The following is a 26,594-nucleotide window of genomic DNA, read 5'->3' as shown; positions in this document are numbered from 1 at the left end:
GCTGTGGCGCAGAATCAGGCCTATGAATACCGATCTCAAACTCGACCGCCTCGACATCCGCATCCTTTGCCAGCTGCAAAAAAACGGCCGCATCACCAATGTGGATCTGGCTGATGCGGTCGGTTTGTCGCCCAGCCCCTGCCTGATACGTGTCAAACGGCTGGAGAAAGCCGGCTATATCGCGAGTTACGGCGCACAGCTCAAACTCGACAAACTGGCCGAGATGCTGACGGTGTTCACCGAGGTCACGCTGGCCGACCACAGGCGCGAGGACTTTGTGCGTTTTGAGCTGGCGATCCGCGAGATCGACGAGATCCTGGAATGCCATCTGGTCAGCGGCGGTTACGACTACCTGCTCAAGTTCACGACGCGTGGCGTCAACCACTACCAAAGCATTATTGAAGGCCTGCTCGAACGCAATATAGGCATTGAGAAGTACTTCAGCTTTATTGTCATCAAGTCCCCTTTCATCAAGCCGCACTATCCGATCGAGCGGCTGATAGACCCTTCAGCCTGAGGCCCGCCCCAAGGCTTTCATCACTCCTTTTTTTTTGCATGCCTTCTCCCACCAGCTCCCAAGCGCGCTTTGTCCGCCTGGCCGAAACCGGTCGCCCCGCCATCACCCTGCAAATTGACGGCGCCAGCGCCAGCGCGCTGGAAGGCGACACGCTGCTGGTGGCCTTGTTAAGCCATGGCAAACGCGTGCGCGATTCGGAATTCGGCGACGGCACACGCGCCGGTTTTTGCCTCATGGGCGCCTGCCAGGACTGCTGGGTCTGGGACCAGACCGGGCAACGCCTGCGCGCCTGCACCACACCCGCGCAAGCCGGCATGGTCATCAGCACCCGCAGCCCGGAGGCGACATGGCCGCAACACCCGTGAACCCGCAAGTCATCGTCGTGGGCGCGGGCCCCGCCGGCATACGCGCGGCCCAGGCACTGGCAGAAGCCGGCCTGCGGCCCATCGTGATTGACGAAGGCAGGCGCGACGGCGGGCAGATCTACCGCCGCCAGCCCGAAGGTTTTAAACGCTCTTACGCCACCTTGTACGGCAGCGAAGCCGGCAAGGCCCAATCCCTGCACCAGGACTTTGAGGCGCTGCGCCAAAAAATTGATTACCGCAGCGACACCCTGAGCTGGAACCTCACCCCCGGCATGCTGCATACCGTGAGCCAGGGCCGGGCGCAGAGCCTGGCTTATGACGCGCTGATCATCTGCAGCGGCGCGACCGACAGGCTGATGCCGGTCGAAGGCTGGAACCTGGCCGGTTGCTACAGCTTGGGCGCAGCGCAGATTGCGCTCAAGTCGCAAGCCTGCTCGATTGGCGCCAGCGTGGTGTTTGCCGGCACCGGGCCGCTGCTGTACCTGGTGGCCGCGCAATATGTGAAGGCCGGCGCCAACGTTCAAGCCGTGCTCGACACCTCGCCGGCCCTGCCGCCGCTGGCCGCACTGCGCGGTTTGCTGGCGCGCCCGCGCCTGCTGCTGCGCGGCCTGGGGCTGATCGCCTCGCTGCGACGCGCGGGCGTCAAGGTCTGGCAAGGCATCACGCCCTTGCGTGTTGAAGGCGCGCCCGACAGCGGCGTCAGCGGCATCACGCTGCGCGATGCCCATGGCAACAAACAAACCATCCCATGCGATGCCGTGGCGCTCGGTTACCACTTGCGCGCGGAAACACAGCTCGCCGATCTGGCGGGCTGCGACTTTGTGTTTGATGCCTTGAGCCGCCAATGGCTGCCGCGCATGGACGGCGATGGCCGCAGCAGCATGGCTGGCATCTATCTGGCCGGCGACGGCGCACGCCTGCTGGGCGCGGACGGCGCCGAGGCTGCAGGCCGGCTGGCCGCACTGGCAGCCCTGCACGACCTGGGCCATGGCCAGGGTCGCACGCTGTTCAAGGAGCAGGCGCCGGGACTGCGCAGCACCTTGAACACCATGAACAATTTCCGTGAAGGCCTGGCGCGCGCATTTCCGTGGCCGCACCAGCAGGCCGCCACGCTGCCCGATGCGGCCGTGGTGTGCCGCTGCGAAGCCGTGACCGCCGGCGAATTGCGCCGCTCGGTGCACGAGATGGAGAGCCAGGAAATCAACCGCGCCAAAGCCTTCAGCCGCGTCGGCATGGGGCGTTGCCAGGGCCGTTATTGCGGCCATGCGGCGGCGGAAGTGGTGGCTCATGCGGCGCGTATTCCGATTGAAGATGTGGGGCGGCTACGCTCGCAAGCGCCCGTTAAACCGCTGTTGATGGATGCGCAGCCATGAGCCAGGACAAACGCAGCGATGTATTGATTATTGGTGGCGGCCTGATGGGCGTGACCACGGCTTTCTTTTTGCGCCATCACCACGGCCTTGGCGTGACCTTGCTCGAACGCGAGCTCATAGGCCGGCAAGCCAGCGGCACCAACTTCGGCAATGTGCGGCGCCAGGGCCGCGCGCTGGAACAAATGCCGCTGGCCAACCGCGCGCATGCGGTCTGGGGTCGCGTCAAAAGCCTGCTGGGCGAAGACATAGAGTTTTTGCCGCTGGGCCACCTGCGTGTCTGCTACACCCACGAACAAGCCGCCAAACTTGAAGAGCATGCCAGGCTGGCGCGCCCCATGGGCCTGGACCTGGAGCTGCTCAGCGCCGACATGCTGCGCCAGCGTTATGGTTTTTTCAGCCAGGAAGTGGTGGCGGGCTCCCTCTCGCCGCTGGACGGCCATGCCAATCCGCGACTGGCCGGCCCGGCCTTTGGCCGCGCGGCGCGGCGCGCCGGCGCCGACATCCTGGAGCACCAGGAGGTCGTGCATATTGAAAAGGACGGCGATGATTTTGTCGCCCACACCGCAGCCGGCAAAACCTTTAGGGCGGCGCAACTGCTGGTCGCCAGCGGCGCCTGGTCGGACAAACTGGCAGCGGCCTTTGATGAGCCCGTGCCCATGGAGGCACGCGGCCCGCAGATGGGCGTGACCGAGCCGGTGCCGTATGCGATTGGCCCGTCGATAGGCGTGTCATCGCCTGTCGAAGAAGAGGGTTTGTACTTCCGTCAAATCACACGCGGCAACATCGTGTTTGGCGGCGGGCTGAAAGGCCCGGCATCAACCGAAACGATCCGCGCCGGCGTCAGGCCCGACAACACCTTGCGCCAGTTCCGCGAGCTGCGGCGTTTTGTGCCGGCCATGGCCAGGCTGCAATTGCTGCGCGTCTGGAGCGGCATAGAGGGTTATGTCGCCGACTCGCGTCCGGTAATGGGCCCGAGCGCGCGCATGCCCGGCCTGCACTATGCGTTTGGTTTTAACGGCGAAGGTTTTGCGATCAGCCTGGGCGTCGGCGAGACCATGGCAGAACTACTGGCCACCGGCAAGACGGTGACGCCGATCGAGGCGTTTTCCATCGGGCGGTTTGCCTGAGATTTTTGAATCCGGGCCTGGCGCCGCCATCCAATGCGGCGTTTTTTGGGGGCCGGGATTCAAGCCGTTGACGCCATCACCACATAAACCTTGCGCAGGGTTTCGCGGATATGCCAGACGCCCGTGGTGTTGGCCGGGAAAAACAGCGTGTCACCGGCCGCGATCTCCTGCGTCTCGCCGCCGGTGGGCGTGAAGCTGCAGGATCCCGAGAGGATGTGCATGACTTCGGCTTGCGCCAGCTGGCGCTCGAACTTGCCGGGCAGGCATTCCCACAGGCCGCTGCGGTTGTCGCCCGCACCGCTCAATTCCACTTCAATGCCGCGGGTCTCGCAGGCGGGCTGCGTCAACGGACGGCCTACCGGGCCTTGCGGGCTCAGGGTGGAGATCGATGCGCTTTGTTTCAGAATCTGTATAGCCATATGTGTTTTCCTGTTGTGCAGGAGAGCGTTTAAAGGGTGCCAGCCTAACCCTGCGCGGGCGCGGCGGATTGGATGTTTTTGTCGGCCCCTTGAACGCCGCAGTATCTGCCGCCTGCCCGCCATTTTTGCAATTGCCTGCCACCCGGCCCGGGTTTTACAGCGCCATCCCCGGTGCGCCCGGCCTAAGCTTGACACCATGGACGCGAAGCAAAACCCCCAGACTTTCATGGACGCCGCCGAACGCCGCACGCAACGGCTGCAGCCGGTGCTGGCGCATATCAACGCCCACCTCGGCGAGTCCCTGCCACTCCATCAGCTGGCGGCCCTCAGCGGCCTGAGCCTGTGGCGTTTTGCGACCGTGTTCCGCGAACACATGGGCGTGGCGCCGCGCCGTTATATTTTTCTGGAGCGTGTGCGTTATGCCAAAGCCCTGCTGCGCGCCGGCATGGCGCCGGCCACGGTGGCAAGCGAGGCCGGGTTTTGCGACCAGAGCCATCTGTCGCGGCGTTTTAAACACGCTTGCCGCGAGACGCCGGGGCAGTACCAGTCGCGCCACCACCATTTTTCCGGGCACGCCGGCATGGCCGCCTGAAGCCTCGGTTTTACCCCGGTTTTATATTCCATTGATTGACAACGTTTTAGGAGTTTTCCATGTCCCTGCAAGACTTTAAAGTGCTGACCTTTGATGTGGTCGGCACGCTGATCGATTTTGAGCGCGGCATGCTCGACTACCTGCACCGCGCCGTGCCCGATGCGGCCGTCAGCGACGACGACTTCCTGGCCCTGTACCGCAAGGCGCGCGCCGACGAAGTCACAGGCCTGTTCCCCGACGACCTGGTGCGCGTCTGGCACCAGATCGCGCCGGCGCTGGGCCTGCCCGACACCGAAGCCCTGGCCGAGGGCCTGCGCGACTCCGCCGCGCAATGGCCGGCCTTTGCCGATTCGGTAGAAGCGCTGAAACGCCTGTCCAAACACTTCAAGCTGGTCGCCATGACCAATGCCCAGCAATGGGCGCTGACGCATTTCGAACGCACGCTGGGCCTGCCTTTTGACGACACGGTGTGCGTCGACGACGCCCAATGCGAAAAACCCGATCCGAAGTTTTTTGCCTTTGCGCGCGCCAAGCTCGCCATCCACGGTTTTACCCAGGCCGACAACCTGCACACGGCGCAAAGCCAGTACCACGACATCGGCATCGCCAAAAGCCTGGGCCTGGCCACTTGCTGGATCGAAAGGCGCCATGGCCAGCCCGGTTTCGGCGGCACGCTGGCCGTCAAACACATCACCCAACCCGACTACCACTACTTCACGCTGGCACAGCTTGCCGATGCGGTGGAAGCCAACGCCAGCACCACTGCCTGAGCAGGATGCACATGCACGCCGAGCTTGCCGATTTGTTGCCCGGGCTGGTGAGCTTGCGGCGCGACCTGCACGCCCATCCCGAGCTGGCTTTTACCGAGCACCGCACGGCCGGCATAGTGGCCAGGGCCTTGCGTGAGATGGGGCTTGAGGTGCATGAGGGTTTGGGCGGCACCGGCGTGGTCGGTGTGCTGCGCCAGGGCAGCAGCACACGCTCGGTCGGCCTGCGCGCCGACATGGATGCCTTGCCCATCAGCGAACAAAGCGGTGTGGCGCACACCAGCACGCGGCCCGGCATCCACCACGGCTGCGGCCATGACGGCCATACCGCAATGCTCTTGGGCGCGGCGCGCCAGCTGGTGCGCACACGCGGTTTTGAGGGCACGGTGAATTTTATTTTCCAGCCCGCGGAAGAAGGCCATGGCGGCGCGCGCGCCATGATCAATGACGGGCTGTTTGAGCGTTTCCCGTGTGATGCGGTGTATGCGCTGCATAACTGGCCGGACCTGCCGCTGGGCAGCGCGCAAACCCGGCCCGGCGCCATCATGGCTGCGGCCGACCGGTTTGACATCACGGTGCGCGGGCGAGGCGGCCACGCGGCACAGCCGCAGCACACGCCCGACGCGATACTGGCGGCAAGCTCGCTCGTCACGCAGCTGCACACCATCGTCTCGCGGCGTATAGATCCGGGCCAGTCGGCGGTGCTGTCGGTCACACGCATTGAAGGCGGCCAGTCGCACAATGTGCTGCCGCCCAGCGTGGGCCTGACCGGCACGGTGCGCAGTTTCGACGCCGCCACGCAAGACCGCATCGAGGCCGCGCTGCGGCAGACCGCAGCAGGCGTCGCGATGGCCACCGGCACCGAGATTGAGGTCACATACAACCGTTATTACCCGGCCACGATGAACAGCGCGCCGGAGGCTGCTCTGGCGCTGCAGGCAGCCACGGATGCCGGCCTGCAAGCCAGTGTGGCGGCGCACCCGGCCTTCACCTCGGAAGACTTCAGTTTCATGCTGCAGCAGCGCCCCGGCGCCTACCTCTGGCTGGGCCAGGGCAGCGGTGATGAAACCAGTGTTTCGCTGCACCATCCGCGTTATGACTTTAACGATGCGGCGCTGGGCCTGGGCGTGCGCTGGTTCTGCGCAGTCGCCAAGCTGGCGCTAAAACCTTAAGCGGCAGCCAGTTTCAAGCCTTGCGCCTGCGCCGCAATGCACCGCTCAACACGCCGGATCAGGCAAATTAACAGCGCCAAGGCCAGACACGCCAGCCTTCAGGGGCGGCCGGCATTCGATGCCCGGCCGCCCTTTTGACGTTTAACCCCCCGACCTGGCTCGTGCGCGTCAACGCCATCCTCCTTGACGCAGGTCAAAACGCTTTCGGAACCGGGCAGTACATTGAATGCAAGCTTGCCGCACTCGCGGGCCGCGTCCTCGGGCCCGGCCATCGGGCGGTGCCTGCCCTGTCTCAACCCACGAAAGCGTCACATGGCCTCTATACGATTCATTCCACTTGCCGCCGCGCTGCTGGTAGCCGGCACCCTGACGGCTTGCAGCTCCGGCCCCGGCATGCGTATGGGCATGGGCGGCCCTGGTCAAACCACCATGGCGCGCATGGACATGCAAATGGGCTCCATGCGCCAGGTCCACGAAAAAATGATGGCGGCCAAAACGCCCGAGGAACGCCAAAGGCTGGCCGCCGAACACATGAAGTCCATGCACGAAGGCATGCAGATGATGGACCGCGCACGTGACATGCCGGCCGACCCGGAGGCTCGACATCAGATGATGGAAAAACGCATGGAAATGATGCAGACCATGATGAAAATGATGATCGACCAGATGCCGGCCGCACCGTCGGCGCCGGCCAAATAAGGCCCCGCTGCCGAAGCGTCTCGCCGGATATGCGCCCTCAGGCGCTGTCAGGCGTTGACGGAAGAAGGCCCCAGCCCGATGGGCGCGGGGGTTTTCATGACGATGCGGGTAAACAAACGGTCATAGGCCGGGTCATGCGGGTAGGACCCGGTCAGCGGATCCCGGTTGGTGCCAAAAACGGCATCCAGTTCGTGCCAGTCGGCGGCGTTCAGGGCTTTCTCGGCCGCAGGCAGGATCACGGTTTCTTCAAGCTTCATATGCTCCAGGTAAAACGCCACATACGCGCGCGCAGCTGTCTCGAATGCCGGCCTGCGCGCCTCGCCCAGCAGTTCCCACGCGATCAACTGGTGCTGAAGCGCACGCACCGCCATCTCACCGTTCAGGTGGTCGTGCTCCAGGCGCGCCACTGCCTCCATCGTCTCCGGTGCGCCCCGCACGACCTTGGGAAACAACAAATCCGATTCCTTGGGATGGTGCTGCCGCTCCGGGAACTCATCAATGTAAAACAGCATAGCGCGCAGCACGTCGAAAAACGTTTCCGGCGCATCGCCGGGCCCGCGATCCAGCATCATCAGCAGGGATTTAAGTACAGCGGACAAGGCAGCGTGCTCGTCGCGAATGATGCGCAGGGTTGCGTAGGCCATGATCGTCTTTCCCCAGAACAAACTCAGTGGCACCCAGCATCCCACCACTCAGGCGGGCGCACCTTGATTCACATCAAGCGGGCGCGTCAAAGAGGGCGAGTGCCTGCCTGGTGGCCTGCTCGGGGTCAGCCGCCTGCGTCACCGCGCTGACCACCGCCACGCCATCCACGCCGCAGGCTATCACGCCAGGCAAGCGTGCCAGCGAAATGCCGCCTATCGCCACCACGGAATACGGTACGGCCCGCAGCGCCCATTCCTTGAGGCGCTCCAGGCCCACCGGCTCGTAGGGCATGACCTTGAGCAGGGTCGGGTAGACCGGACCGATCGCCAGGTAGGAGGGCTGCACCGCATGGGCACGCGCCAGCTCGGCCGGCGTGTGCGTGCTCAGGCCCAGCCGCACACCCGCCTTGCGCAGGGCATTGAGGTCCGCCTCCGCCATGCTCAGGTCTTCCTGGCCCAGGTGCACGCCATAGGCGCCGGCGGCCAGCGCCAGCTGCCAGTGGTCGTTGATGAAGACCTGCGCGCCCGGCACGGCGCGCCCGGCCTCGACCGCCGCGCGCACTTCGCGCTCGATCTCGGCCGGCGTGTGGTCCGCCGCCTTGATGCGCAGCTGGATGGTACGCACACCCCAGCCCAGCAGACGCTGCACCCAGGCGGCATCGGGCACCACGGGGTAAAAGCCGATGGGGCCGGTCAATGGAGCAAAAGCGTCTGTATTCATGGTGGTCTCAAGGGGCGGTCAGAAATTCGATTATCGGAGTGCAGTGCAAGGCGCACGGAGCGCAGGACACCGGAATGCACTTGCGTGCATGAGGATTCCGGGCACCGCGCAACGCCGCCATGCGCCCGAGATTCGGATTTATGGCTGCCCCTAGGGCGCATGCCAAAACGGCACGCCCACGGTCGAAGTGGAAGCTTGCGCCGCAGCGCGCTCGGGCATGGGCGTCGACTCATATGCGGCGCGGCCGGCGGCCACACCATCGGCAAATGCGCGGGCCATGCGCACCGGGTCACCCGCCTGCGCCACGGCGGTGTTCAGCAGCACGGCGTCAAAGCCCAGCTCCATCACCTGCGCCGCATGCGAAGGCCGGCCCAGCCCGGCGTCCACCACCAGCACCGCATCGGGCAGGCGGCGGCGCATCATTTCCAGCGCATACGGGTTCAGCGGCCCGCGGCCGGTGCCAATCGGTGCGGCCCAGGGCATCACCGCCGCGCAGCCGGCGTCGCGCAGGCGCTGGGCGATCACCAGGTCATCGGTAGTGTAGGCAAACACCGCAAAGCCTTCGCGCGCCAGCACGCTGGCCGCATGCAGGGTGGCCTGCGTGTCGGGCTGCAGCGTGTAGTCGTCGCCGATGACTTCCAGCTTGATCCAGGGGGTGCCGAAAATCTCGCGCGCCATCTGCGCCAGCGTGATGGCTTCTTCGGCGCTGTGGCAGCCCGCCGTGTTGGGCAGCATGTGGCAGCCCAGCGCCTGGATGCGCTGCCAGAAGCTGTTGCCGCCGCCGCTTTCGGGCTGCAGCCGGCGCAACCCGACCGTCAGCACCTCGGTGCCGGAGGCCGCCACAGCCTCGCTCAGGACCTGCGGCGACGGGTAATGCGAAGTGCCGAGAAAAAACCGGCTTTGCAGCGTGATGCCGGCGACCGTCCAAGGCTGGCCATGCGCGATAGCGGATGGGGTTGTCGTCATGTCAGTTGCTCCATCGATTCGGTTCCATACCAGCAGACACCGCGGAACTGGCTCCGCCAGTCCGCAGGCATCGCCCCCTGCAAGGGGGGAAGGTGCTACACGCAGTGAGCATCCGACGGGGGTGTGCCACAGCTACCCTCCAGCTATCGGTGTGATCACGTCGATGCGGTCACCGTTTTGCAAGGCGCGTTCGGCCCACTGCGGCCGCGGCACAAAGGTGTTGTTGATCGCACAGGCGAAAGCGCCCTGCAGCGGGTAGCCCTGCGCCAGCAGCAGCGCCTGCAGCGTGGGCGCCTCGGTGGCCACGCGTTTGCCGTTCAGCGAAATTTCAAGAGAGTTCATAACCGTCATGCCGGGCTCTCCAGCAGTTGATGGACCAGTTCCTCCACCAGCGCAGGCGCACACAGATAGCCATGCCGGTACAGGCCGTTGATATGCCAGACACCGTCGCGCAAGGCCACCGCCGGGCGATGGTCGTCCAGAGCCGGCCGCAATGCCGCCGCCAGCCGCACCACACGCGCCTCGCCAAAGGCCGGGTGCAGGCTGTGCAGGGCGCTGCCCAGTTCCAGCATGGAGCGCAAGGTCATGGCGCCGGTGTCTTCCGACTCCAGCTCGGTCGCGCCCACCACAAAACGGTGATCGGGGCGCGGTGCCACATAAAGCTGGTAGCGCGGATGCATCAGGCGCACCGGGCGCTGCAGCGTCACGCCCGGGCATTCCACCGTGAGCACCTCGCCACGCACGCCGCGCAATTGCGGCCATGCCGCCTGGCTGCCCACGCCGCGGGCATCCACCGCCACATCGACGGTGTAGTTGGCGCCGGCGCAGCTGATGAAATGCGGCGCCAGGCGGTCCACCCGCTGCCCTTCATGCCAGTGGCAGCCCAGCGCATCGATCTGCGCCGCCAGCGCCGCCATCAGCTGGTCATTGGCCAGCTGGCCCTCGCTTTCCAGAAACAGGCCGCCGCCAAAACGCCCGGCCAGCGCCGGCTCGTACTGCGCGAGCGACGCACTGTCGAGCGTGTGCACCTGCGCGCGGCAGGCCTCGGGCAGCTTGTGATGCAGCAGGCGCGTGAAGTGTTCCAGCGAGGCCTGGTCGGGTGCGTGCGCCACCACCAGCGTGCCCTGCTGGCGGAAATACACCGGCGGTGCGCCCGTGGCCGCCAGCTCCGCGATCCAGCGCGGCCACAGCTGCATGGAGCGCTGGCCCAGCGCAAACACCACCTCGTCCGACACCGCCAGCTCGGCCAGCGGAGAGAGCATGGCCGCCGCCGTCATGGACGCGGTGGCCTGGTCATCGCGCAGGCGCGCGTCGAACAGGCTCACGCGGCAGCCGGCGCGCAACAGGCGCCAGGCCAGCGTGCGGCCGGCCAGGCCTGCGCCTGCGATACCGATGTGAGGAGTGCTCATAGTGAAAGTATTTCTGCCTTACTCCCTCTCCTGCCGGGAGAGGGCGGGGGTGAGGGCCGACGGCACATGAAAAGAAACAACTTCATTTAATTTCGGGCCCAGGGAGCCCTCACCTTAATCCTCTCCCAGAGGGAGAGGAGATAAACCGGGGGCGAAATCATCAAGAATAAATCTCACTGCCACCTTCACGAAACTCTTTCGCCTTTTCCTCGAATCCGCTGTCGATCTGCTTGATCGCAATCACGCCCGGCGCGGCCAGCGTGGTGCTGGCCGGATTGAGCCTTGCAAACTCGCGCACTTCCTGCGAGATCTTCATCGAACAGAACTTCGGTCCGCACATCGAACAGAAATGCGCCACCTTGGCGTTTTCCTTCGGCAGGGTTTCGTCGTGGTAGGCCATGGCCGTGTCCGGGTCGATCGCCAGGCGGAACTGGTCTTCCCAGCGGAACTCGAAGCGCGCCTTGGACACCGCGTTGTCCCACATCTGCGCGCCCGGGTAGCCCTTGGCCAGGTCGCCCGCGTGGGCCGCAATCTTGTAGGCGATCAGGCCCTGCTTCACGTCGTCGCGGTTTGGCAGCCCGAGGTGCTCCTTCGGCGTCACGTAGCAGAGCATGGCTGTGCCATACCAGCCGATGTTGGCCGCGCCCATCGCGGAAGAAATATGGTCGTAGCCCGGCGAGATGTCGGTGATCAGCGGGCCCAGCGTGTAGAACGGCGCCTCAAAACAAGCCTCGAGCTGCTTGTCGACGTTTTCCTTCACCAGCTGCAGCGGCACATGGCCAGGGCCTTCGATCATCACCTGCACATCATGTTTCCAGGCGATCTGCGTGAGTTCGCCCAGCGTGTGCAGCTCGGCAAACTGCGCTTCGTCATTGGCATCGGCAATCGAGCCGGGCCGCAGACCGTCGCCCAGCGAGAAGCACACGTCGTAGGCCTTCATGATCTCGCAGATCTCGTCAAAGCGCTCGTACAAAAAGCTTTCCTTGTGGTGCGACAAACACCACTTGGCCATGATGGAGCCGCCGCGCGAGACGATGCCCGTCAGGCGGTTGGCGGTCAGCGGCACATAGGCCAGGCGCACACCGGCGTGGATGGTGAAGTAGTCCACGCCCTGCTCGGCCTGCTCGATCAGCGTGTCGCGGAAGATTTCCCAGGTCAGGTCTTCGGCCTTGCCGTTGACTTTTTCCAGCGCCTGGTAAATCGGCACCGTGCCGATCGGCACCGGCGAGTTGCGCAGAATCCATTCGCGCGTCTCGTGGATGTTCTCGCCGGTCGACAGGTCCATCACGGTGTCGGCGCCCCAGCGGATCGACCAGACCAGCTTGTCCACCTCTTCCTCGATGGAAGACGTCACGGCCGAGTTGCCGATGTTGGCATTGACCTTGATCAGGAAATTGCGGCCGATGATCATCGGCTCGCTCTCGGGGTGGTTGATGTTGTTCGGAATCACGGCGCGGCCGCGCGCCACTTCATCACGCACAAATTCAGCGGTGATCTGTTCCGGAATCGAGGCGTTGAAGGAGTGCCCTTTCTTCGGCATGCGCTCGGTCGCCAGGCGCTCGGCCAGCTGCGCGCGCACCAGGTTTTCGCGCACCGCGATGTATTCCATCTCCGGCGTGATGATGCCTTTGCGGGCGTAATGCATTTGCGAGACGTTGGCACCGGCCTTGGCGCGGCGCGGCACGGGCGCATGCGCCATGCGCAGGGCGGCCAGCGCCGGGTCGTTCAGGCGCTCGCGGCCATAGGCGCTGCTGATGCCGGGCAGCGCTTCGGTGTCGGCGCGCTCATTGATCCAGGCGCCGCGCAAAGGCGGCAAGCCGCGCGTGATGTCGATCGGCGACGCCGGGTCGGTGTAGACGCCCGAGGCGTCATACAGGCGCAGCGGCGGATTGGCTTCGCGGCGCGGCTCGCCCGCCCCCTCGTGCACCATCGTGTCGGTCAGCGTGACCTCGCGAAACGGCACGCGGATGTCGGGGCGCGAACCCTCGATATAAATTTTGGCGGAACCGGGAAAAGGCGCGCGCGTGATACGGCTTGCGAGGTCGTTGGTGTCAACGGTGAGGCGGGTTTTGGCCATGGCTTTTGCTCCAGAAAGTCCAGAAGGTGGGGTGCCTGCCTGGGGAGCCGGGAGTTCCTCTGCGGAGTGCCGGAGCCAAGTGCCTTGTTCCCTACGCGGGCATGATCCCGATCAGGTTCGGCGGGTCTCGCATCTGCGATCTCAGCCTCAGATGAATCATCTTTGGCACCCCGACAAGCTTTGGCCATTGTATGCACGGCAGCGAAATCCGGCAAGTGGCCGGGGTTACTACCGAATTGATAGCTGGCAACGCCCGTGCACTATTGGCTAAGGCAGGTTTTCCCTGAATATCACCTGGCTGCGCACGGCATCCACGCCACTCATCACGTCGCGCTTGTCGCGCAGATTGGTGAACATGCGCACACAGCTCATCATGGCGGACTGCGGGCTTTGCGTGATCACCGCGTCCATGCTGCCGTCGATCAGCATGGCGCGCGTGTCCGGCGTCAGGCCATGGCCGATGAACACCACCTTGTGCTCGCGCCCCATCTCTTTCAGCGCGCGTGCCACGCCATCCGACGCACCGCCTATGTTGTAAATGCCCGCCAGGTCGGGGTACTGTTCCAGCAGGGTGCGGGTTTGCTCATAGTTCTTCTGCGCGTCGTCCTGCCCTTCGCGCAGGCCCACCACCTGCAGCGTAGGAAACATCTCTTCGATCACGTGCAGGAAACCGGCTTCGCGTTCCTCATGCGCGCGGTAGCTCAGCGAGCCGGCGATCAGCGCCACCTTGCCGCCGCGCGCGCCGGGGGCTATGAAGCGCCCGACCAGGTAGCCCGCCGTGCGGCCGGCCGCACGGTTGTCCAGCCCGACGTAACCGGCACGCCGCGAGCCCGACAGGTCCGAGATCAGTGTGATGGTGGGCACGCCCCTGTCGGCCAGCACACTCACGGCCTCGCGCACCGCCGGGTGCTCCAGCGCCATGAAGGCGATGCCGTCGCTGCGCTGCCCGTGCTTGAGCAGGCTGGCGGCCAGCTGCTGCGGGTTGAAGCTCTCAAACAGTTCGGTGCGGCACTTGACGTTGAAGGGCGTCAGGTGCTCCTGCGAATAGCCCACGGTGTCTCCCAGCATGCGGATAAAGCGGTTGCTGCCATCGGGCAGCAAAAACGTCAACCGCATCGGCGCTGCCGCGAGTGCCGCGTAAAGGCCTGTTTCCGGCAGGTAATCCAGTTCCGCGGCCACCTTCAGCACCTTCTGCGCAGTAGCATCACGCACGCCAGGCCGCCGGTTCAGCACGCGGTCCACCGTCGCGGTGGAGACCTTGGCGGCCCGCGCAATATCGGCCACACGCGCCCGTTGTGGCTGGTCTTTCGTTTCGTCAGGGATAACCCTCATACATCAAAATCCATCATTTTTCTTGTTTGACGCTTCACCACTCAACGCCTATCGTTGCGTGACTTTCACCCGATGATGCATCAAAACGCATCAAAACAAAACTGGAGACAACCATGACCGAAGTCACCCGCCGCAGCGTCCTGCGCACCCTGTCCGCCGTCCCTGCGGCCGGCATTGCCGCAGCCCTGCCCTCGATGGCGCGCGCCGCCGAGTTTTCCTACAAATACGGCAACAACCTGCCCGTCACCCATCCGCTGAACATCCGCGCCCAGCAGGCCGCCGACCGCATCCTGAAAGAAACGAACGGCCGGGTCGAGATCAAGATCTTCCCGAACAACCAGCTCGGCGGTGACACCGACATGCTGGCGCAGGTGCGCTCCGGCGGCATCGAGTTCTTCACGCCCTCGGCGCTGGTCATCGCCACGCTGGTGCCGGTGGCGGCCATCAATGCCGTCGGCTTTGCGTTCTCCGACTACAACCAGGTCTGGGGCGCGATGGACGGCAAGCTGGGCGCGCATGTGCGTGAGGCCATCAGCAAGTCACGGCTGTATGCGTTTGAAAAAATGTGGGACAACGGTTTCCGCCAGACCACCAGCAGCAAGGCACCCGTCACCAGCGCGAAAGACATGGACGGCCTGAAGATCCGCGTGCCGGTCAGCCCGCTGTCGATCTCGATGTTCAAGGGCCTGGGCGCCGCGCCGGCCAGCCTGCAGTTCAGCGAGGTGTATTCCTCGCTGCAGACCAAGATCGTCGACGCCCAGGAAAACCCGCTGCCCATCATCCAGGTGGCCAAGCTGTACGAAGTGCAGAAGTTCTGCTCGATGACCAACCACATCTGGGATGGCTACTGGTTCATCGCCAACGGCCGCGCCTGGGAAAAACTGCCCGCCGACCTGAAAACCATCGTGGCGCGCGCCATCAATGAAGCTGGCCTGCAGCAGCGCGACGACATCAAGAAGCTCAACGAAACCGTCGCCGCCGACCTGCAGTCCAAGGGCCTAGCCATCAACCGGCCGGCCTCCGACAGCTTCCGGGCCAAGCTGCGCGAAGCCGGGTTTTATGGCGAGTGGAAGGGCCGCTTCGGCGACGAGGCCTGGGGCCTGTTGGAGCAGTCGGTCGGCAAGCTGGCGTAGGTTTTCGAGCGCTCTCTTGCTCCCTCTCCCGCTGGGAGAGGGCAGGGGTGAGGGCCAGCGGCGGTTGACCAGGCCCCGCCCCATGCGAAGAAGCCCTCATCCCCACCTTCTCCCAGTGGGAGAAGGAGCAAGACAAGCCGCCCCACTCTCACTTCAGCGTAATTATTTTTAATCCGGAGTTCCCTTCATGTCCCACGCCCCTTCTCCCGTCGCCTCCGACACCTTCCGGGCCAAACTGCGCGAAGCCGGGTTTTATGGCGAATGGAAAGGCCGCTTTCCCTCTCTTGCTCCCTCTCCCAGAGGGAGAAGGAGCAAGACAAGCAGCACCACCGCCCACTTTCCACGTCAGCGCAATTATTTCTAATCCGGAGTCCCCTTCATGTCCCACGCCCCTTCTCCCGTCGCTGCCGATGCCCTGCCAGCCAATGCGCTGAGCGGCCTGGCCCACGGCGTGGACCGGGGCCTGGGCGCGGTGGTCGAAACCATCGCAGCCGGGCTGGTGCTGGCCGAAATCATCGTGCTGTTCGCCGGCGTAGTCTCGCGCTATGTCTTTCACCAGCCGCTGGTCTGGTCGGACGAGCTCGCGTCCATCATGTTTTTGTGGCTGTCCATGCTGGGCGCCGTCGTCGCGCTGCGCCGCGGCGAACACATGCGCATGACGGCGCTGGTCAACCACGTCCAGCCGCACACCCGTGCCCTGCTCGACACCGTGGCCATCACCGCCTCGCTCGCGTTTTTGGTGCTGGTGCTGTTTCCAGCCGGTGAATATGCCTATGAAGAAACCTTCATCGTCACGCCGGCACTGGAGATCAGCAACGGCTGGCGCGCCTCGGCCATTCCGGTGGGCATGGGGCTGATGATCATCGTGGCCCTGCTGCGGCTGCTGCGCATCAGCAGCTTCCAGCAGATCGCCCTCGCGTTGGCCGGCACGGCCGCCGTGGTGCTGGCCTTCTGGCTGGCGCAACCCCTGCTCGCGCCGCTGGGCAAGGTCAATCTGGTGATCTTCTTCGTGCTGGTGGTGGCGGCCAATGTGTTCTCCGGCGTGCCGATTGCCTTCTCGTTCGCGCTGGCCACGTTTGGCTACCTCGCGCTCACCACCCAAACCCCGCTGCTGGTCATGGTGGGCCGGCTCGACGAAGGCATGTCGCACCTGATCCTGCTGGCGGTGCCGCTGTTCATCTTCCTGGGCGCGCTGATCGAAATGACCGGCATGGCCAAGGCCATGATCCAGTTCCTGGCCAGCCTGCTGGGCCATGTGCGCGGCGGCCTCAGCTATGTGCTGATCGGTGCCATGTACCTGGTGTCGGGCATCTCGGGCTCCAAGATCGCCGACATGGCCGCGATTGCGCCGGTGCTTTTCCCTGAAATGAAAAAGCGCGGCGCCAAACCGGGCGACCTGGTGGCGCTGCTGTCGGCCACCGGCGCTCAGACCGAAACCATTCCGCCGTCGATCGTGCTGATCACGATCGGCTCGGTCACCGGTGTCTCGATAGCCGCGCTGTTCACGGGCGGCCTGCTGCCAGCCGTGGTGCTGGGTGCCGCGCTGTGCGCCGTCGTCTGGTGGCGCTACCGTGGTGAAGATCTGAGCGGCGTCACGCGCTACGGCAAACGCGAAATCGGCAAGCTGCTGCTGATCGCCCTGCCCGCCATCGTGCTGCCCTTCGTGATTCGCGCGGCCGTCGTGGAAGGCGTGGCCACCGCCACCGAGGTCTCCACCATCGGCATCGTCTATTCGGTGCTGGCCGGCTTGCTGCTGTACCGCCGGTTCGCGTGGCGCCGCCTCATGCCCATGCTGGTCGAAACCGCATCGCTGACCGGCGCCATCATCTTCATCGTGGGCTGCGCCACCGCCATGGCCTGGGGCCTCACGCAGTCGGGCTTCTCGCAGGACCTGGCCGGCATCATGGGCAGCCTGCCCGGCGGTGCCTACGGCTTTCTGGCCGTGTCCATCGTCGCCTTCATCGTGCTGGGCAGCGTGCTGGAGGGCATTCCCGCCATCGTGCTGTTTGGCCCGCTGCTGTTTCCCATCGCCAAGGCGGCCGGCGTGCATGAAGTGCACTACGCCATGGTCGTGATCTTCGCCATGGGCATCGGCCTCTTCGCGCCGCCTTTCGGTGTCGGCTATTACGGCGCCTGCGCGGTCAGCAAGGTCGACCCGGACGACGGCATCCCGCACATCTGGGCTTACTTCGGCGCCCTGCTGGTCGGCCTCATCGTGGTCGCGGCCATTCCCTGGTTCTCCACCGGCTTCCTCAAAAACTAAATCCGGCACCAAAACTTCCCACCTCCCCCTTTCACTGGAGCGACAACACATGAGCAAATTCTTTGGCGAGATCCGCCAGCTGGGCTACGTCGTGCACGACATCGAAGCGGCCATGGACTACTGGAGCAACACCCTGGGTGTCGGCCCCTGGTTTTACAACCCCAAGGTGCCCATCAAAAACTACAGCTACAAGGGTGAATCGCACGAGCCGCACAACTCGGTGGCGCTGGCCAATTCGGGTTTTGTGCAGGTCGAGCTGATCCAGACCCGCAACGACGTGCCCTCGATGTACCGCGACTTCCTGCAGGCAGGCCGCACCGGCCTGCAGCATGTGGCCTACTGGACCAGCGACTACGACGCCGACCTGGCGCGCCTGCTCGGGCAAGGCTTCAAACCGGTGATGAGCGGCGAAGTCGGCGAGAAAGGCCGCTTCATTTATTTCGACACCGAATACCACCCCGGCACCGTCATCGAGCTGTCCGAAGTGGCCGGCCCCAAGGGCCGGATGTTCGACCTGATCCGCGCCTCGTCCGAGGGCTGGGATGGCCGCGAGCCGGTGCGCCCCTTTCCCGACCTGAGCAAACTCTGAAGCGCGCCGACATGAATGCCGACCGCTTTGAAGCCACCTACCTGATCGAGACCCCGCTCGAGCCCGCCCGGGTTGCCGAGGTGATGGCCGGCGAGCAGTCCTGCGGCACCTTCACCCGCGTCGAGGGCGAAACCGATGCGCTGCGCCTGCGCGCCCGTGCCACGGTGGAGTCGATCGAGGAACTGGCATCGGTGAACGCGCCCAGCCTGCCCAATGCCCTGCTCGAACGCCAGGGCCATACCGCACCCCATGGCGGCCCGTGGCGCCGTGCCCGCGTGCGCATCTCTTTTCCGGTGGCCAACGTCGGCGCCAACCTGCCGACGCTGGCCGCCACCGTGTCCGGCAACCTCTATGACTTGGGCGAGGCCAGTGGTCTGCGGCTGGAGAGCATGAAGCTGCCCGCCGCCTACCGCGCGCAGTTCGACCGGCCCAGGGTCGGCATCGCCGGCACGCGCCAGGCCACCGGCGTGGCCAGCGGCGCGCTGGTGGGCACCATCCTCAAGCCCAATGTCGGTTTTTCCGCAGCGCAGACCGCCGAACTGGTGGGAAGGCTGTGCGCAGCAGGCGTGGACTTCATCAAGGACGACGAGGTCTGCGCCGACCCGGCCCATGCCCCGCTGGCAAAACGGGTGCCCGCCGTGATGGCCGTGGTACGCGCGCACCAGCAGCGCACCGGCAAGCACGTGATGGTGGCCTTCAACATCACCGACGAAACCGATGCGATGAAGCGCCACGCCGACCTGGTCGAGCGCGAAGGCGGCTCCTGCGTCATGGCCAGCCTCAACTGGTGCGGCCATTCGGCCCTGCAGACGCTGCGCCGCCACACAGGGCTGGCGCTGCACGGCCACCGCAACGGTTACGGCGCGCTGTCGCGGCACCCGCTGCTGGGCATGTCCTTCCAGGCCTACCAGACCCTGTGGCGGCTGGCCGGCGTGGACCACATGCATGTACACGGCCTGCAGGGCAAGTTTTCGCAACCCGATGCAGAGGTCATCGAATCAGCGCACGACTGCTACACGCCACTGGCCGACGGTGCCGATGGTTTTGACGACCGCGTCATGCCGGCCTTCTCGTCGGGCCAATGGGCCGGCACGGTGCCGGCGACCTGGGCCGCCGTGCAAAGCGATGACCTGCTGTTCATGTCGGGCGGCGGCATCCTGGCGCACCCGGGCGGTCCGGCGGCCGGTGTCGCCAGCATCCGTCAGGCCTGGGCGGCCGCACGCCAGGGTGTTGCGCTGGCCGAGTTTGCGCGCGAGGCGCCCGAGCTGGCTGCCGCGCTCGCCTTCTTCGGCAAATAAGCATGCAGGCGAGCCATAAAGACAGCACGCTGAAGATCGCCTACTACGGCGATGACTTCACGGGCGCCACCGACACGCTCGCCACCGCCGCGCGCGCCGGCCTGCGCACGCTGCTGTTCCTGGGCCTGCCCACCGCCACGCAACTCGAACGCGCCGGCCCGCTCGACTGCCTGGGCATTGCCGGCGCCGCACGCGCCATGACCCCGGCCGAAATGCAGCTGGAGCTCGAGCCGGTGGGCCGCTTGTTCGCGGCGCTCGGGGCGCCCGTCATGCATTACAAAACCTGCTCCACCTTTGACAGCGCACCGCACATCGGCAGCATAGGCGCGGCCCTTCGCATCCTGCGGCCGCATGCCGGCAACGCGCTGGTGCCCATCGTCGGTGGCCAGCCCAACCTGCACCGCTACTGCGTGTTCGGCAACCTGTTTGCCGGCACGGGCAACGGCGGCGCGATCCACCGGCTGGACCGTCACCCGACGATGCGCCAGCACCCGGTGACGCCCATGCACGAGGCCGACCTGCGCCTGCACCTGGCGCAGCAGGGGCTTGAGAACTTGAGTGCCATCGCCTACCCCGACTATGCGCAGCTCGATGAAGCGCTGGATCGGCAGCTTGACGCCCTCCTCGCACAGGGACCGGATGCCGTGCTGTTTGACATCGCCCATCCGGACAACCTCGCCGCCGTGGGCCGCCTGATCTGGCAGCACGCCCGGCGCCAGCGCCTGCTCGCCGCCGGGCCCAGCAGCGTGGTGCAGGCCCTGGCCGCGCACTGGCAGAGCGGAGCCGGCCCCGCCCGGACGGCCATTGCGCCGGCGCAGGGCCCGGTGCTGGTGCTCGCCGGCAGCCTGTCGCCGCTGACGGCGCGCCAGGTCAAGGCCGCCACGTCTTACGAACACATTGCGCTCGATGCGCCCCGGCTGGCCGGCGACGAAAACTACCGGATGCAGATGGCCCGCCAGATCGCCACGCGGCTGGACCAGGGCGCCCACGTGCTGGCCTGCACCTCGGGCGCAGACGGTGCTACCGTGAGCACAAGCTCCAGTACCAGTAGCAGCCCCACCGACGGGCGCGCGCTGGCACAGGCCTGCGGCGACTTGCTGGCGCACGTGCTGGCCACCCGGCCGATCAGGCGCCTGGGCATTGCCGGGGGCGACACCTCCAGCCATGCCGTGCAGGCCCTCCAGGCCTGGGGGCTGTCTTACCGCGCCCCCCTGGCGCCCGGCGTGGCGCTGTGCCGGCTGCACAGCGAGCAAGCGTCCCTCGACGGGCTGGAGATCATGCTCAAGGGCGGGCAGATGGGTGGCGAGACACTGTTTGAAGAACTGCTGGCCGGCACGCCCTTGCCGGTTTAAGAGAGCTTATGAAGAGCGCTTAAAAGGGCGGCGACTCTGCCTCGGCCGCAGCCAGCGCTGGGGCCAATGCTGGGGCCAATGCCGCAGGCGCGTCAGCCCCCATCACCAGTTCGCCGCCCAGCGCCTCCAGCAAATCGGGAATCAGCCGACGGATTTCCCCGGTGGCAATCGCCGCGTCGGCATCAAACCGGTCGGCCTTGCTGGCAGCGGCATCGTCTTCAAACACGCCGTCAACAAACGCCAATTTCTTGATCTGCAGCGTATCCGTCAGCATGAACGACACCCGCCCTTCCCAGGTCATGGCCAGCCGCGTGGGCAGCTTGCCGTGGTTGATGTGCTGCTGCACTTCGTCGATGTCGAGCGCGTGCCGCGAATAGCGCACCACCGCTTTTGACTCGTCGCCAGCCTTGAGCTCGCATTCGCGGTCCACACTGAAACCGGCCGGTGGCTCCTGGCTGACCAGCCACTCGGACATGGCGGCCACCGGCGAAGCCGTGGTCTGCAGCAGCATGGCACCCAGGCCCTCCATCGATTTGGCCAGGCAGGTCAGCACCTCGTCGGCCTTGGCCTGGCTGGCCGCGTCAATCATCAGCAGGCGCGCCTCGGGGTCTATCCACACCTGCACCGAGCCCTGCCGGGTAAAGGCCATCGGCAGCAGGTCCAGCTTGAGCTCTTCCTTGAGATCCCGGGTTTCCTTTTTGCCGGGCTTGCGGCCGGTGGCAGCTTCAATCTGCGCCACCCGCTCCTTGGCCTTGCGGTTGATGACCGAGGCCGGCACGGCCTTGCTTTCCAGCATCAGCTTGAGCAGCCACTGGCCGCCCACCGACTCGACCAGCGGGCCGTTTGCCTCACCGCGCGGCTCGACCCAGCCGACGGATTTTTCCTGCGTCAGGCCGCACTCGACAAAGCGCATGGCCTGCAGGTTTGCTTCGAGCTGCTCCAGAGAAACCGACCACGCGGGCCCGATGCGGTACACCATCACGTTTTTGAACACGGAAAACCTTTTTGACTGTTGATTTGATTTGAAAAGGGAAGGACACGGAGTCTAGAAGACCGGCGCCCTGCGCAGCGCCGGCCAGACACGGCGGCGCCGCGAAAAATGAACTGGCCGCCCAGTGCCAACTATGCTTTTAATAGCAACACAGCCTCGTCATGTCTGGACTGCAACTTATTTTTATCCAGAATGCCGACTGAAAGCGGTCAACCAACTGTAACAAATCAGGGCGGGACGATGTCGCCGCCGGCGAGCCACCACCGCATCACGCGAGCTTCATCGAACTTTACAAACCATCACCCGCGGGCAATGGCGCGGATACAAGCGCCGGCCACACTTGCTTTCAACCTGAAGCCTTTTCTTGTCTCTTGTATCAGGCCACTGGTATCAGGCTTTATCTTCTTGAAAGGAAGTTTTCCATGAAATCCGTTCTTCGTCCGTTTCCCTCGTCCCTCAAGGCCTCCGTGCACAGCCTCATCGTCGCCGGCCTGCTGGCAACCGCCGGCGCCAGCGTGATGGCCCAGGGCGCGCCCATGGCGCCGCCTGCCGGTCCCGCAGCCGCGGGCCAGCCGCCTGCGCCCCGCGGCGAGCACATGGGCCGCCACGACCCCGCCAAAATGCAGGCCTGGATCGCCAAACGCCAGGCCGAACTGAAGGCCCAGCTCAAGCTCACGCCGGCCCAGGAAGGTGCGTGGACCGCGTACACCGCAGCCATGCACCCCCCCGTCCATGGGGCACGCCCGACACCGGAGCAGCGCGCCGAGTTTGACAAGCTGACCACGCCCGAGCGCATCGACAAGATGCGCGCCCTGCGCAGCCAGCGCATGAGCGAGATGGCCGCCGCGATGGACAAGCGCGACGCGGCCACCAAGACCTTCTATGCCGCGTTGATGCCCGAGCAGCAAAAAACCTTTGATGTCGAGCACAAGAAACGCGGTCATCACGGCGGCCGCGGCCACCATGAAGGCGGCCCGCGCAAAGGCTAAGAGCCAAGACGCGAAGACGCCAGGCTCTCAGCCGGGCCACGGCCTGCACCGGCGCTGCCTCACGGGGCGGCGCCGGTGCAGGCCTTTTTCATGCGGGCGGCGAACCCGCGTTACTGCTTCTTCAATCGCGGCCAACCCCGACACTTAATGGGTCCAGGCCGTTTTTGGTGCCTGTTTTCCGGACGGCCAGACATCGGCCAAAAGCCGCGTAGGACGCCGCCCAAAGCCCCTGCGCGTGCGCCGCAGCCTGACCAGGGCCTGTGAACGCTATTTATGCAAGATGCGTTGCGAGTCAAAAAGGCCATGAGCAAGGCGCAAAACGCAGGCGGGGTAGACCCCGCCAAGGCTTTGCAACGCCGCGCAGGGCCTTTTTGATCGCCACCCGAAGGGAATGGGGTGAAAACAGCGCCACTCTGCGTTGCGCTCCTAGCCCAGACGCCCGGTCTGGGCGTCGTCGCGCGCCTTGATAGGCGCTGTTTTCACCCCATTCGCATTTGCATAAATAGCGCTCACAGGCCCTAAACTAGCCAGATGACCGATATCCGCAAAGGCCAGGCGCCAGCCGTTTTGTCGCGCGGCGTGTTTCATGAGCGCTTCATGCAGTCGTTCATGGACCCGGCCTTCCGGGCCGAGGATTCCGCCATTTCCCGCGTGGAGCAGATTGCCTGGGAGGCCTACCAGCAAGGCCGCAAGGCACCGCTGACCCGCAAGGCCGGCCCGGGCTATGCCGACCCCGACTACGAGCTGTCCGTCGAATGGCTGGAAACCAGAAGCCGCCTTGAAAAAGCCCAGGCCGCATGGCAGGACCCCGCGACCCGCTCACGCGTGCTGCTCGTCTGCGGCTCCGCGCGCAACGACGGCACCTGTCCCGGGGAGATCTCCAAGACCTTCCGCATGCTGCAATGGGCGCAAGAAACCCTGCAGCAGGCCCAGCTGGACACCGATGTGCTGGACCTCAGCCTGCTCACCTCCAGCTACCAGCTGCATATTCATCCGTGCAAGGGCTGCGTCTCCACCGCGATGCCGCTGTGCCACTGGCCCTGCAGTTGCTACCCCAACCATTCGCTCGGGCAAACCGGCGACTGGATGGCTGACATCTACGAGCGCTGGACGGCAGCGCATGCCGTCATCATCGTGACGCCGGTCTACTGGTACCAGTCGCCCAGCCCGCTCAAGCTCATGATGGATCGTCTGGTCTGCGCCGACGGCGGCAACCCGGACCCCACCTCCACCCACGGCAAGAAACCGGCCGAGGCCAAGGCGCTGGAAATGACAGGCTGGGACTACCCAAAGCACCTGGCAGGTCGCGCCTACGGCCTGGTGGTGCACGGCGACGTGGCCGGTATTGAAGGCGTGCGGCGCGGCCTGTCAGACTGGCTCGACTGGATGGGCCTGATTGACGCCGGCAGCCAGGCGCGCCTGGATCGCTATGTGGGTTACTACGAGCCCTACGCCACCAGCCACGCGTCGCTGGATGCGGACCAGCCCGTGCAGGCCGAGGTGCGCAATGTAGCCGGCGCCGTCGCCAACGCGGTGAAGGCGCTGCGCGCCGGTACGCTGTCCCAGCCGGACCAGGGCCTGGCGCGTCCGCGTCCCAAATAACAGGCAACAAGCCTGAGGCAGGCCACGCACAGCGAGGGCCCGGCGGCATCACCCCCTGCCGGCTTACCAAGGCCCTCTATGGGGCCGGGTGAACCGATTGGTCTAGCCCGGTGCAACGCCCTTGAGGCTATCCGTCGGCGGCGCCTTTTCCTTGCGCGCAGCCCGCTTGGCGTCCCTGGTGGCCTTTTTCTCAGCCTTGGCGGCCGCGCGTTCCTCCGCGCTCTTCGGCGTGCCGCCAGCAGGTGCAGGGCTCACGATGTCGTCCCGGCTCTTGGTCGCGGCGGCCGTGGGAGCCATTTTCCCAGGCTTGGCTGCGTTGCGTTCCTCCACGCTCTTCGGCGCGCCGCCAGCAGGCGCAGGGCTCACGGTGTCGTCCTGGCTCTTGGTCGCGGCGGCCGTGGGAGCCATTTTCCCAGGCTTGGCTGCGTTGCGTTCCTCCACGCTCTTCGGTGTGCCGCCGGCCGGCGCGATCTGGGCGTGCGCCGCGGCACCTAACATCAGCGCGGCCGTCATTGCGGCGGCCAGCGGAATGGCCTTCACGGAAAAATTCTTGAGCATTTGGACCCCCTTGGCGGACCGGTACTCTTACCTGGCCCGATGCTGTTGATGTTGATAAACCTGGCTCATGAACACACCCGCCACCTGCAAGGACGACAGGCGCATCCTCTTCAATCTAGAAAAGGGGGCCGGCGGGCGCCATCAGAGAAGTGCGCCATATCGCGTAGGACAAAGCCTCGTTCGGGTGGCGGCCATCAACTGGCAAGCCAGCTGCTGAACTCAAGGTCTCACCGGGCCGCCCAAGGACATTTTTCACCCCCGGATCCTGCCCAATGGGCCAAAATAGCGCCATGGTATGGTGGCCGGCACGCCGAGGGTGCCGGGCGCTGAACAACCGAGGAAGGAAGCAAGCCATGAACGCCCCTGTCGAAATGCGCGTCGGCGGCCCAGGTTTGGGGGCCATGGGCGGCGGCAAGCTGTCCATGAGGTGCTCCGGGTTTCCGTGTCCTGCACGCATCGACGCGGCGGCCAATGACGGCGCCCGCCGCGCATGCAAACCCCTCAAAGAAGGCCCGCCGTACGGCACTTCTGCCGGCCCGGGATAGACGCGAGGCTGAAGCTCCCCGAAACAAGTTGCTGTCCTACACTTTCCCAACCCTTGGGCCACAACAATGACCATGACCATGGACGATTCCGGTTCTACCTTTTCCTGCCTGCCTCCACTTTTTTATGCAGCCTCCCATCCCCCCGCCCCCTCGCTCCGCACCCCGCCGCGCCTCTGACGCCGTGTCGCAGGTTGCACCGGAGGTAGCGCCCGCCATCGCCACGGCCATCGACATGGCGGCGGTAAAGGCTGATACCCAGGCCGCGCTGGCGGCCGCCAGCGCCGAGTCGTCATTTCTGTTCAAGGTGCTCACGGTCAACATCCACAAGGGCTTCACCTTCTTCAATCGCAAGTTCATCCTGCCCGAACTGCGCGAGGCGGTGCGAACCGTCGGCGCCGATGTCGTGTTCCTGCAGGAGGTCACCGGCAACCACCTCAAGCACGCCGACAAGTTCGACAACTACCCCGACACGCCGCACTACGAGTTCCTGGCCGACACGATCTGGCCGCAGTTCGCCTATGGCCGCAACGCGGTCTACACCAACGGCCACCATGGCAACGCCGTGCTGTCCAAATTCCCGATCGTGCGTTTCGAGAACCGCGACGTCTCCATCAGCGGCCCCGAGCGGCGTGGCCTGCTGCATTGCGAGCTGAAGGTCCCCGGCCGCAGCGTGAATGTGCATGCCGTCTGCGTGCACCTCGGGTTGATGGAGACGCACCGCGTCCAGCAAATGGAAATGCTGTGCGACCTCGTGCGCAAGGACATTCCGCCCCACGCGCCCGTGGTCGTGGCTGGCGACTTCAACGACTGGCGGCTGCGCGCGCACACCCTGCTGGAGAGTGGCGCCGACCTGCATGAGGTGTTTGTTCAGGCCAACGGCCAGGCCGCAAGAACCTTCCCCGCGCGCTTGCCCCTGCTGCGGCTGGACCGCATCTATGTGCGCAATGCCATCGGCCACGCGCCGGTCGTCCTGCCCAGCCGGCCCTGGTCGCACCTGTCGGACCACGCGCCCCTGGCGGCGGAGATTGAATTGTAGATATGGCCCCCACGCTTGTCACTTCGTGTACTGCGCTGCCCCCCAAGGGGGCGCTGCG

The 26,594-nt window shown here is 65.3% G+C and carries 26 protein-coding genes and 1 riboswitch; of the genes, 16 read left to right on the top strand and 10 right to left on the bottom strand.

The window, feature by feature from the left end:
- Positions 1-22: 22 nt before the first annotated feature.
- Genes BPRO_RS00255 through BPRO_RS00240 form a run of 4 tightly spaced genes read left to right on the top strand, consistent with a single transcriptional unit; the run spans position 23 to position 3,382 of the window.
- Positions 23-517 (top strand): Lrp/AsnC family transcriptional regulator, encoded by a 495-nt coding sequence (locus BPRO_RS00255; protein ID WP_011481028.1) that lies wholly within the window; start codon positions 23-25, stop codon positions 515-517.
- 38 nt (positions 518-555) lie between these two features.
- A complete protein-coding gene (locus BPRO_RS00250; protein WP_011481027.1) occupies positions 556-882 on the top strand; it encodes a (2Fe-2S)-binding protein in 327 nt (108 codons plus the stop codon).
- On the top strand, positions 864-2,255 hold the full coding sequence (locus tag BPRO_RS00245; RefSeq protein WP_041388126.1) for an NAD(P)/FAD-dependent oxidoreductase: 1,392 nt from the start codon (positions 864-866) through the stop codon (positions 2,253-2,255). The genes BPRO_RS00250 and BPRO_RS00245 overlap by 19 nt, the downstream gene beginning before the upstream one ends.
- Positions 2,252-3,382: an NAD(P)/FAD-dependent oxidoreductase gene (locus BPRO_RS00240; RefSeq protein WP_011481025.1), complete on the top strand. Its 1,131-nt coding sequence runs from the start codon at positions 2,252-2,254 to the stop codon at positions 3,380-3,382. The genes BPRO_RS00245 and BPRO_RS00240 overlap by 4 nt, the downstream gene beginning before the upstream one ends.
- A 59-nt stretch (positions 3,383-3,441) precedes the next feature.
- Here the strand turns inward: BPRO_RS00240 and BPRO_RS00235 are convergent, their stop codons facing one another.
- Positions 3,442-3,801, bottom strand: coding sequence for a cupin domain-containing protein (locus tag BPRO_RS00235; protein WP_011481024.1), 360 nt, complete (start codon positions 3,799-3,801; stop codon positions 3,442-3,444).
- Positions 3,802-3,997: 196 nt separating this feature from the next.
- On the opposite strand from BPRO_RS00235, the gene BPRO_RS00230 reads away from it, so the two are divergent.
- The 4 genes from BPRO_RS00230 to BPRO_RS00215 all read left to right on the top strand — a co-directional run bounded on the left by BPRO_RS00230 (position 3,998) and on the right by BPRO_RS00215 (position 7,031).
- Positions 3,998-4,393 carry a helix-turn-helix domain-containing protein gene (locus BPRO_RS00230; protein WP_011481023.1) on the top strand — a complete coding sequence of 132 codons (396 nt, stop codon included), beginning with the start codon at positions 3,998-4,000 and terminating at the stop codon, positions 4,391-4,393.
- A 59-nt stretch (positions 4,394-4,452) separates the two neighbouring features.
- Positions 4,453-5,163 (top strand): HAD-IA family hydrolase, encoded by a 711-nt coding sequence (locus BPRO_RS00225; protein WP_011481022.1) that lies wholly within the window; start codon positions 4,453-4,455, stop codon positions 5,161-5,163.
- An 11-nt stretch (positions 5,164-5,174) separates the two neighbouring features.
- Positions 5,175-6,332, top strand: coding sequence for a M20 aminoacylase family protein (locus BPRO_RS00220; RefSeq protein ID WP_011481021.1), 1,158 nt, complete (start codon positions 5,175-5,177; stop codon positions 6,330-6,332).
- 312 nt (positions 6,333-6,644) lie between these two features.
- Positions 6,645-7,031, top strand: coding sequence for a hypothetical protein (locus BPRO_RS00215; protein ID WP_011481020.1), 387 nt, complete (start codon positions 6,645-6,647; stop codon positions 7,029-7,031).
- A gap of 47 nt (positions 7,032-7,078) precedes the next feature.
- Here BPRO_RS00215 and BPRO_RS00210 read toward each other — a convergent pair whose 3' ends face one another.
- The 7 genes from BPRO_RS00210 to BPRO_RS00180 form a co-directional block, all read right to left on the bottom strand.
- Positions 7,079-7,675, bottom strand: a complete 597-nt coding sequence (locus BPRO_RS00210) for a hemerythrin domain-containing protein (RefSeq protein ID WP_011481019.1) — start codon at positions 7,673-7,675, stop codon at positions 7,079-7,081.
- Positions 7,676-7,748: 73 nt separating this feature from the next.
- The gene (gene thiE, locus BPRO_RS00205; RefSeq protein WP_011481018.1) at positions 7,749-8,396 is read right to left on the bottom strand and encodes a thiamine phosphate synthase; all 648 of its coding nucleotides are present in this window, start codon (positions 8,394-8,396) and stop codon (positions 7,749-7,751) included.
- 150 nt (positions 8,397-8,546) lie between these two features.
- On the bottom strand, positions 8,547-9,362 hold the full coding sequence (locus BPRO_RS00200) for a thiazole synthase (RefSeq protein WP_011481017.1): 816 nt from the start codon (positions 9,360-9,362) through the stop codon (positions 8,547-8,549).
- A 132-nt stretch (positions 9,363-9,494) separates the two neighbouring features.
- Positions 9,495-9,713 (bottom strand): sulfur carrier protein ThiS, encoded by a 219-nt coding sequence (thiS, locus tag BPRO_RS00195; RefSeq protein WP_049764048.1) that lies wholly within the window; start codon positions 9,711-9,713, stop codon positions 9,495-9,497.
- Positions 9,710-10,771: a glycine oxidase ThiO gene (gene thiO / locus BPRO_RS00190; protein ID WP_011481015.1), complete on the bottom strand. Its 1,062-nt coding sequence runs from the start codon at positions 10,769-10,771 to the stop codon at positions 9,710-9,712. Before thiO ends, thiS begins: the two co-directional genes overlap by 4 nt.
- 160 nt (positions 10,772-10,931) lie before the next feature.
- A complete protein-coding gene (gene thiC / locus BPRO_RS00185; protein ID WP_011481014.1) occupies positions 10,932-12,848 on the bottom strand; it encodes a phosphomethylpyrimidine synthase ThiC in 1,917 nt (638 codons plus the stop codon).
- Between the two features lie 71 nt (positions 12,849-12,919).
- A riboswitch (TPP riboswitch) is annotated at positions 12,920-13,031 on the bottom strand.
- An 84-nt stretch (positions 13,032-13,115) separates the two neighbouring features.
- Entirely contained in the window at positions 13,116-14,180 is a 1,065-nt protein-coding gene (locus tag BPRO_RS00180) for a LacI family DNA-binding transcriptional regulator (protein WP_011481013.1), read from the bottom strand.
- Between the two features lie 113 nt (positions 14,181-14,293).
- Here BPRO_RS00180 and BPRO_RS00175 point away from each other — a divergent pair, with 113 nt between their 5' ends.
- From BPRO_RS00175 to BPRO_RS00155, 5 genes are all read left to right on the top strand, one after another.
- Positions 14,294-15,313: a TRAP transporter substrate-binding protein gene (locus tag BPRO_RS00175; RefSeq protein ID WP_011481012.1), complete on the top strand. Its 1,020-nt coding sequence runs from the start codon at positions 14,294-14,296 to the stop codon at positions 15,311-15,313.
- A gap of 379 nt (positions 15,314-15,692) precedes the next feature.
- Positions 15,693-17,576, top strand: coding sequence for a TRAP transporter large permease subunit (locus BPRO_RS00170; RefSeq protein WP_011481011.1), 1,884 nt, complete (start codon positions 15,693-15,695; stop codon positions 17,574-17,576).
- Positions 17,577-17,625: 49 nt separating this feature from the next.
- A complete protein-coding gene (locus tag BPRO_RS00165; protein WP_011481010.1) occupies positions 17,626-18,165 on the top strand; it encodes a VOC family protein in 540 nt (179 codons plus the stop codon).
- Between the two features lie 11 nt (positions 18,166-18,176).
- Positions 18,177-19,463, top strand: a complete 1,287-nt coding sequence (locus tag BPRO_RS00160) for a ribulose-bisphosphate carboxylase large subunit family protein (RefSeq protein ID WP_011481009.1) — start codon at positions 18,177-18,179, stop codon at positions 19,461-19,463.
- 2 nt (positions 19,464-19,465) lie between these two features.
- Positions 19,466-20,815, top strand: coding sequence for a four-carbon acid sugar kinase family protein (locus tag BPRO_RS00155; protein ID WP_011481008.1), 1,350 nt, complete (start codon positions 19,466-19,468; stop codon positions 20,813-20,815).
- Between the two features lie 19 nt (positions 20,816-20,834).
- On the opposite strand, the gene BPRO_RS00150 is transcribed toward BPRO_RS00155, so the two are convergent.
- Positions 20,835-21,809 carry a recombination-associated protein RdgC gene (locus BPRO_RS00150; RefSeq protein ID WP_011481007.1) on the bottom strand — a complete coding sequence of 325 codons (975 nt, stop codon included), beginning with the start codon at positions 21,807-21,809 and terminating at the stop codon, positions 20,835-20,837.
- A 419-nt stretch (positions 21,810-22,228) separates the two neighbouring features.
- Here BPRO_RS00150 and BPRO_RS00145 point away from each other — a divergent pair, with 419 nt between their 5' ends.
- Positions 22,229-22,795: a Spy/CpxP family protein refolding chaperone gene (locus BPRO_RS00145; RefSeq protein WP_011481006.1), complete on the top strand. Its 567-nt coding sequence runs from the start codon at positions 22,229-22,231 to the stop codon at positions 22,793-22,795.
- A gap of 531 nt (positions 22,796-23,326) precedes the next feature.
- Positions 23,327-24,397, top strand: coding sequence for a flavodoxin family protein (locus BPRO_RS00140; RefSeq protein ID WP_011481005.1), 1,071 nt, complete (start codon positions 23,327-23,329; stop codon positions 24,395-24,397).
- A gap of 102 nt (positions 24,398-24,499) precedes the next feature.
- On the opposite strand, the gene BPRO_RS00135 is transcribed toward BPRO_RS00140, so the two are convergent.
- Entirely contained in the window at positions 24,500-24,955 is a 456-nt protein-coding gene (locus BPRO_RS00135; RefSeq protein WP_011481004.1) for a hypothetical protein, read from the bottom strand.
- Between the two features lie 777 nt (positions 24,956-25,732).
- On the opposite strand from BPRO_RS00135, the gene BPRO_RS00125 reads away from it, so the two are divergent.
- Positions 25,733-26,536: an endonuclease/exonuclease/phosphatase family protein gene (locus BPRO_RS00125; protein ID WP_011481003.1), complete on the top strand. Its 804-nt coding sequence runs from the start codon at positions 25,733-25,735 to the stop codon at positions 26,534-26,536.
- The last annotated feature ends 58 nt before the right edge of the window (positions 26,537-26,594 follow it).

The organism is Polaromonas sp. JS666 (assembly GCF_000013865.1).
GTDB lineage: Bacteria > Pseudomonadota > Gammaproteobacteria > Burkholderiales > Burkholderiaceae_C > Polaromonas.
Note: the sequence above shows the minus strand (reverse complement) of the source record. Positions and strands in the feature narration are given on the sequence as shown.

Bases quoted from the DNA above. Each gene is read 5' to 3' on its own strand.
- BPRO_RS00255 (WP_011481028.1), top strand. From the start codon at position 23: ATGAATACCGATCTCAAACTCGACCGCCTCGACATCCGCATCCTTTGC.
- BPRO_RS00250 (WP_011481027.1), top strand. From the start codon at position 556: ATGCCTTCTCCCACCAGCTCCCAAGCGCGCTTTGTCCGCCTGGCCGAA.
- BPRO_RS00245 (WP_041388126.1), top strand. From the start codon at position 864: ATGGCCGCAACACCCGTGAACCCGCAAGTCATCGTCGTGGGCGCGGGC.
- BPRO_RS00240 (WP_011481025.1), top strand. From the start codon at position 2,252: ATGAGCCAGGACAAACGCAGCGATGTATTGATTATTGGTGGCGGCCTG.
- BPRO_RS00235 (WP_011481024.1), bottom strand. From the start codon at position 3,801: ATGGCTATACAGATTCTGAAACAAAGCGCATCGATCTCCACCCTGAGC.
- BPRO_RS00230 (WP_011481023.1), top strand. From the start codon at position 3,998: ATGGACGCGAAGCAAAACCCCCAGACTTTCATGGACGCCGCCGAACGC.
- BPRO_RS00225 (WP_011481022.1), top strand. From the start codon at position 4,453: ATGTCCCTGCAAGACTTTAAAGTGCTGACCTTTGATGTGGTCGGCACG.
- BPRO_RS00220 (WP_011481021.1), top strand. From the start codon at position 5,175: ATGCACGCCGAGCTTGCCGATTTGTTGCCCGGGCTGGTGAGCTTGCGG.
- BPRO_RS00215 (WP_011481020.1), top strand. From the start codon at position 6,645: ATGGCCTCTATACGATTCATTCCACTTGCCGCCGCGCTGCTGGTAGCC.
- BPRO_RS00210 (WP_011481019.1), bottom strand. From the start codon at position 7,675: ATGGCCTACGCAACCCTGCGCATCATTCGCGACGAGCACGCTGCCTTG.
- thiE (WP_011481018.1), bottom strand. From the start codon at position 8,396: ATGAATACAGACGCTTTTGCTCCATTGACCGGCCCCATCGGCTTTTAC.
- BPRO_RS00200 (WP_011481017.1), bottom strand. From the start codon at position 9,362: ATGACGACAACCCCATCCGCTATCGCGCATGGCCAGCCTTGGACGGTC.
- thiS (WP_049764048.1), bottom strand. From the start codon at position 9,713: ATGACGGTTATGAACTCTCTTGAAATTTCGCTGAACGGCAAACGCGTG.
- thiO (WP_011481015.1), bottom strand. From the start codon at position 10,771: ATGAGCACTCCTCACATCGGTATCGCAGGCGCAGGCCTGGCCGGCCGC.
- thiC (WP_011481014.1), bottom strand. From the start codon at position 12,848: ATGGCCAAAACCCGCCTCACCGTTGACACCAACGACCTCGCAAGCCGT.
- BPRO_RS00180 (WP_011481013.1), bottom strand. From the start codon at position 14,180: ATGAGGGTTATCCCTGACGAAACGAAAGACCAGCCACAACGGGCGCGT.
- BPRO_RS00175 (WP_011481012.1), top strand. From the start codon at position 14,294: ATGACCGAAGTCACCCGCCGCAGCGTCCTGCGCACCCTGTCCGCCGTC.
- BPRO_RS00170 (WP_011481011.1), top strand. From the start codon at position 15,693: ATGTCCCACGCCCCTTCTCCCGTCGCTGCCGATGCCCTGCCAGCCAAT.
- BPRO_RS00165 (WP_011481010.1), top strand. From the start codon at position 17,626: ATGAGCAAATTCTTTGGCGAGATCCGCCAGCTGGGCTACGTCGTGCAC.
- BPRO_RS00160 (WP_011481009.1), top strand. From the start codon at position 18,177: ATGAATGCCGACCGCTTTGAAGCCACCTACCTGATCGAGACCCCGCTC.
- BPRO_RS00155 (WP_011481008.1), top strand. From the start codon at position 19,466: ATGCAGGCGAGCCATAAAGACAGCACGCTGAAGATCGCCTACTACGGC.
- BPRO_RS00145 (WP_011481006.1), top strand. From the start codon at position 22,229: ATGAAATCCGTTCTTCGTCCGTTTCCCTCGTCCCTCAAGGCCTCCGTG.
- BPRO_RS00140 (WP_011481005.1), top strand. From the start codon at position 23,327: ATGACCGATATCCGCAAAGGCCAGGCGCCAGCCGTTTTGTCGCGCGGC.
- BPRO_RS00135 (WP_011481004.1), bottom strand. From the start codon at position 24,955: ATGCTCAAGAATTTTTCCGTGAAGGCCATTCCGCTGGCCGCCGCAATG.
- BPRO_RS00125 (WP_011481003.1), top strand. From the start codon at position 25,733: ATGGCGGCGGTAAAGGCTGATACCCAGGCCGCGCTGGCGGCCGCCAGC.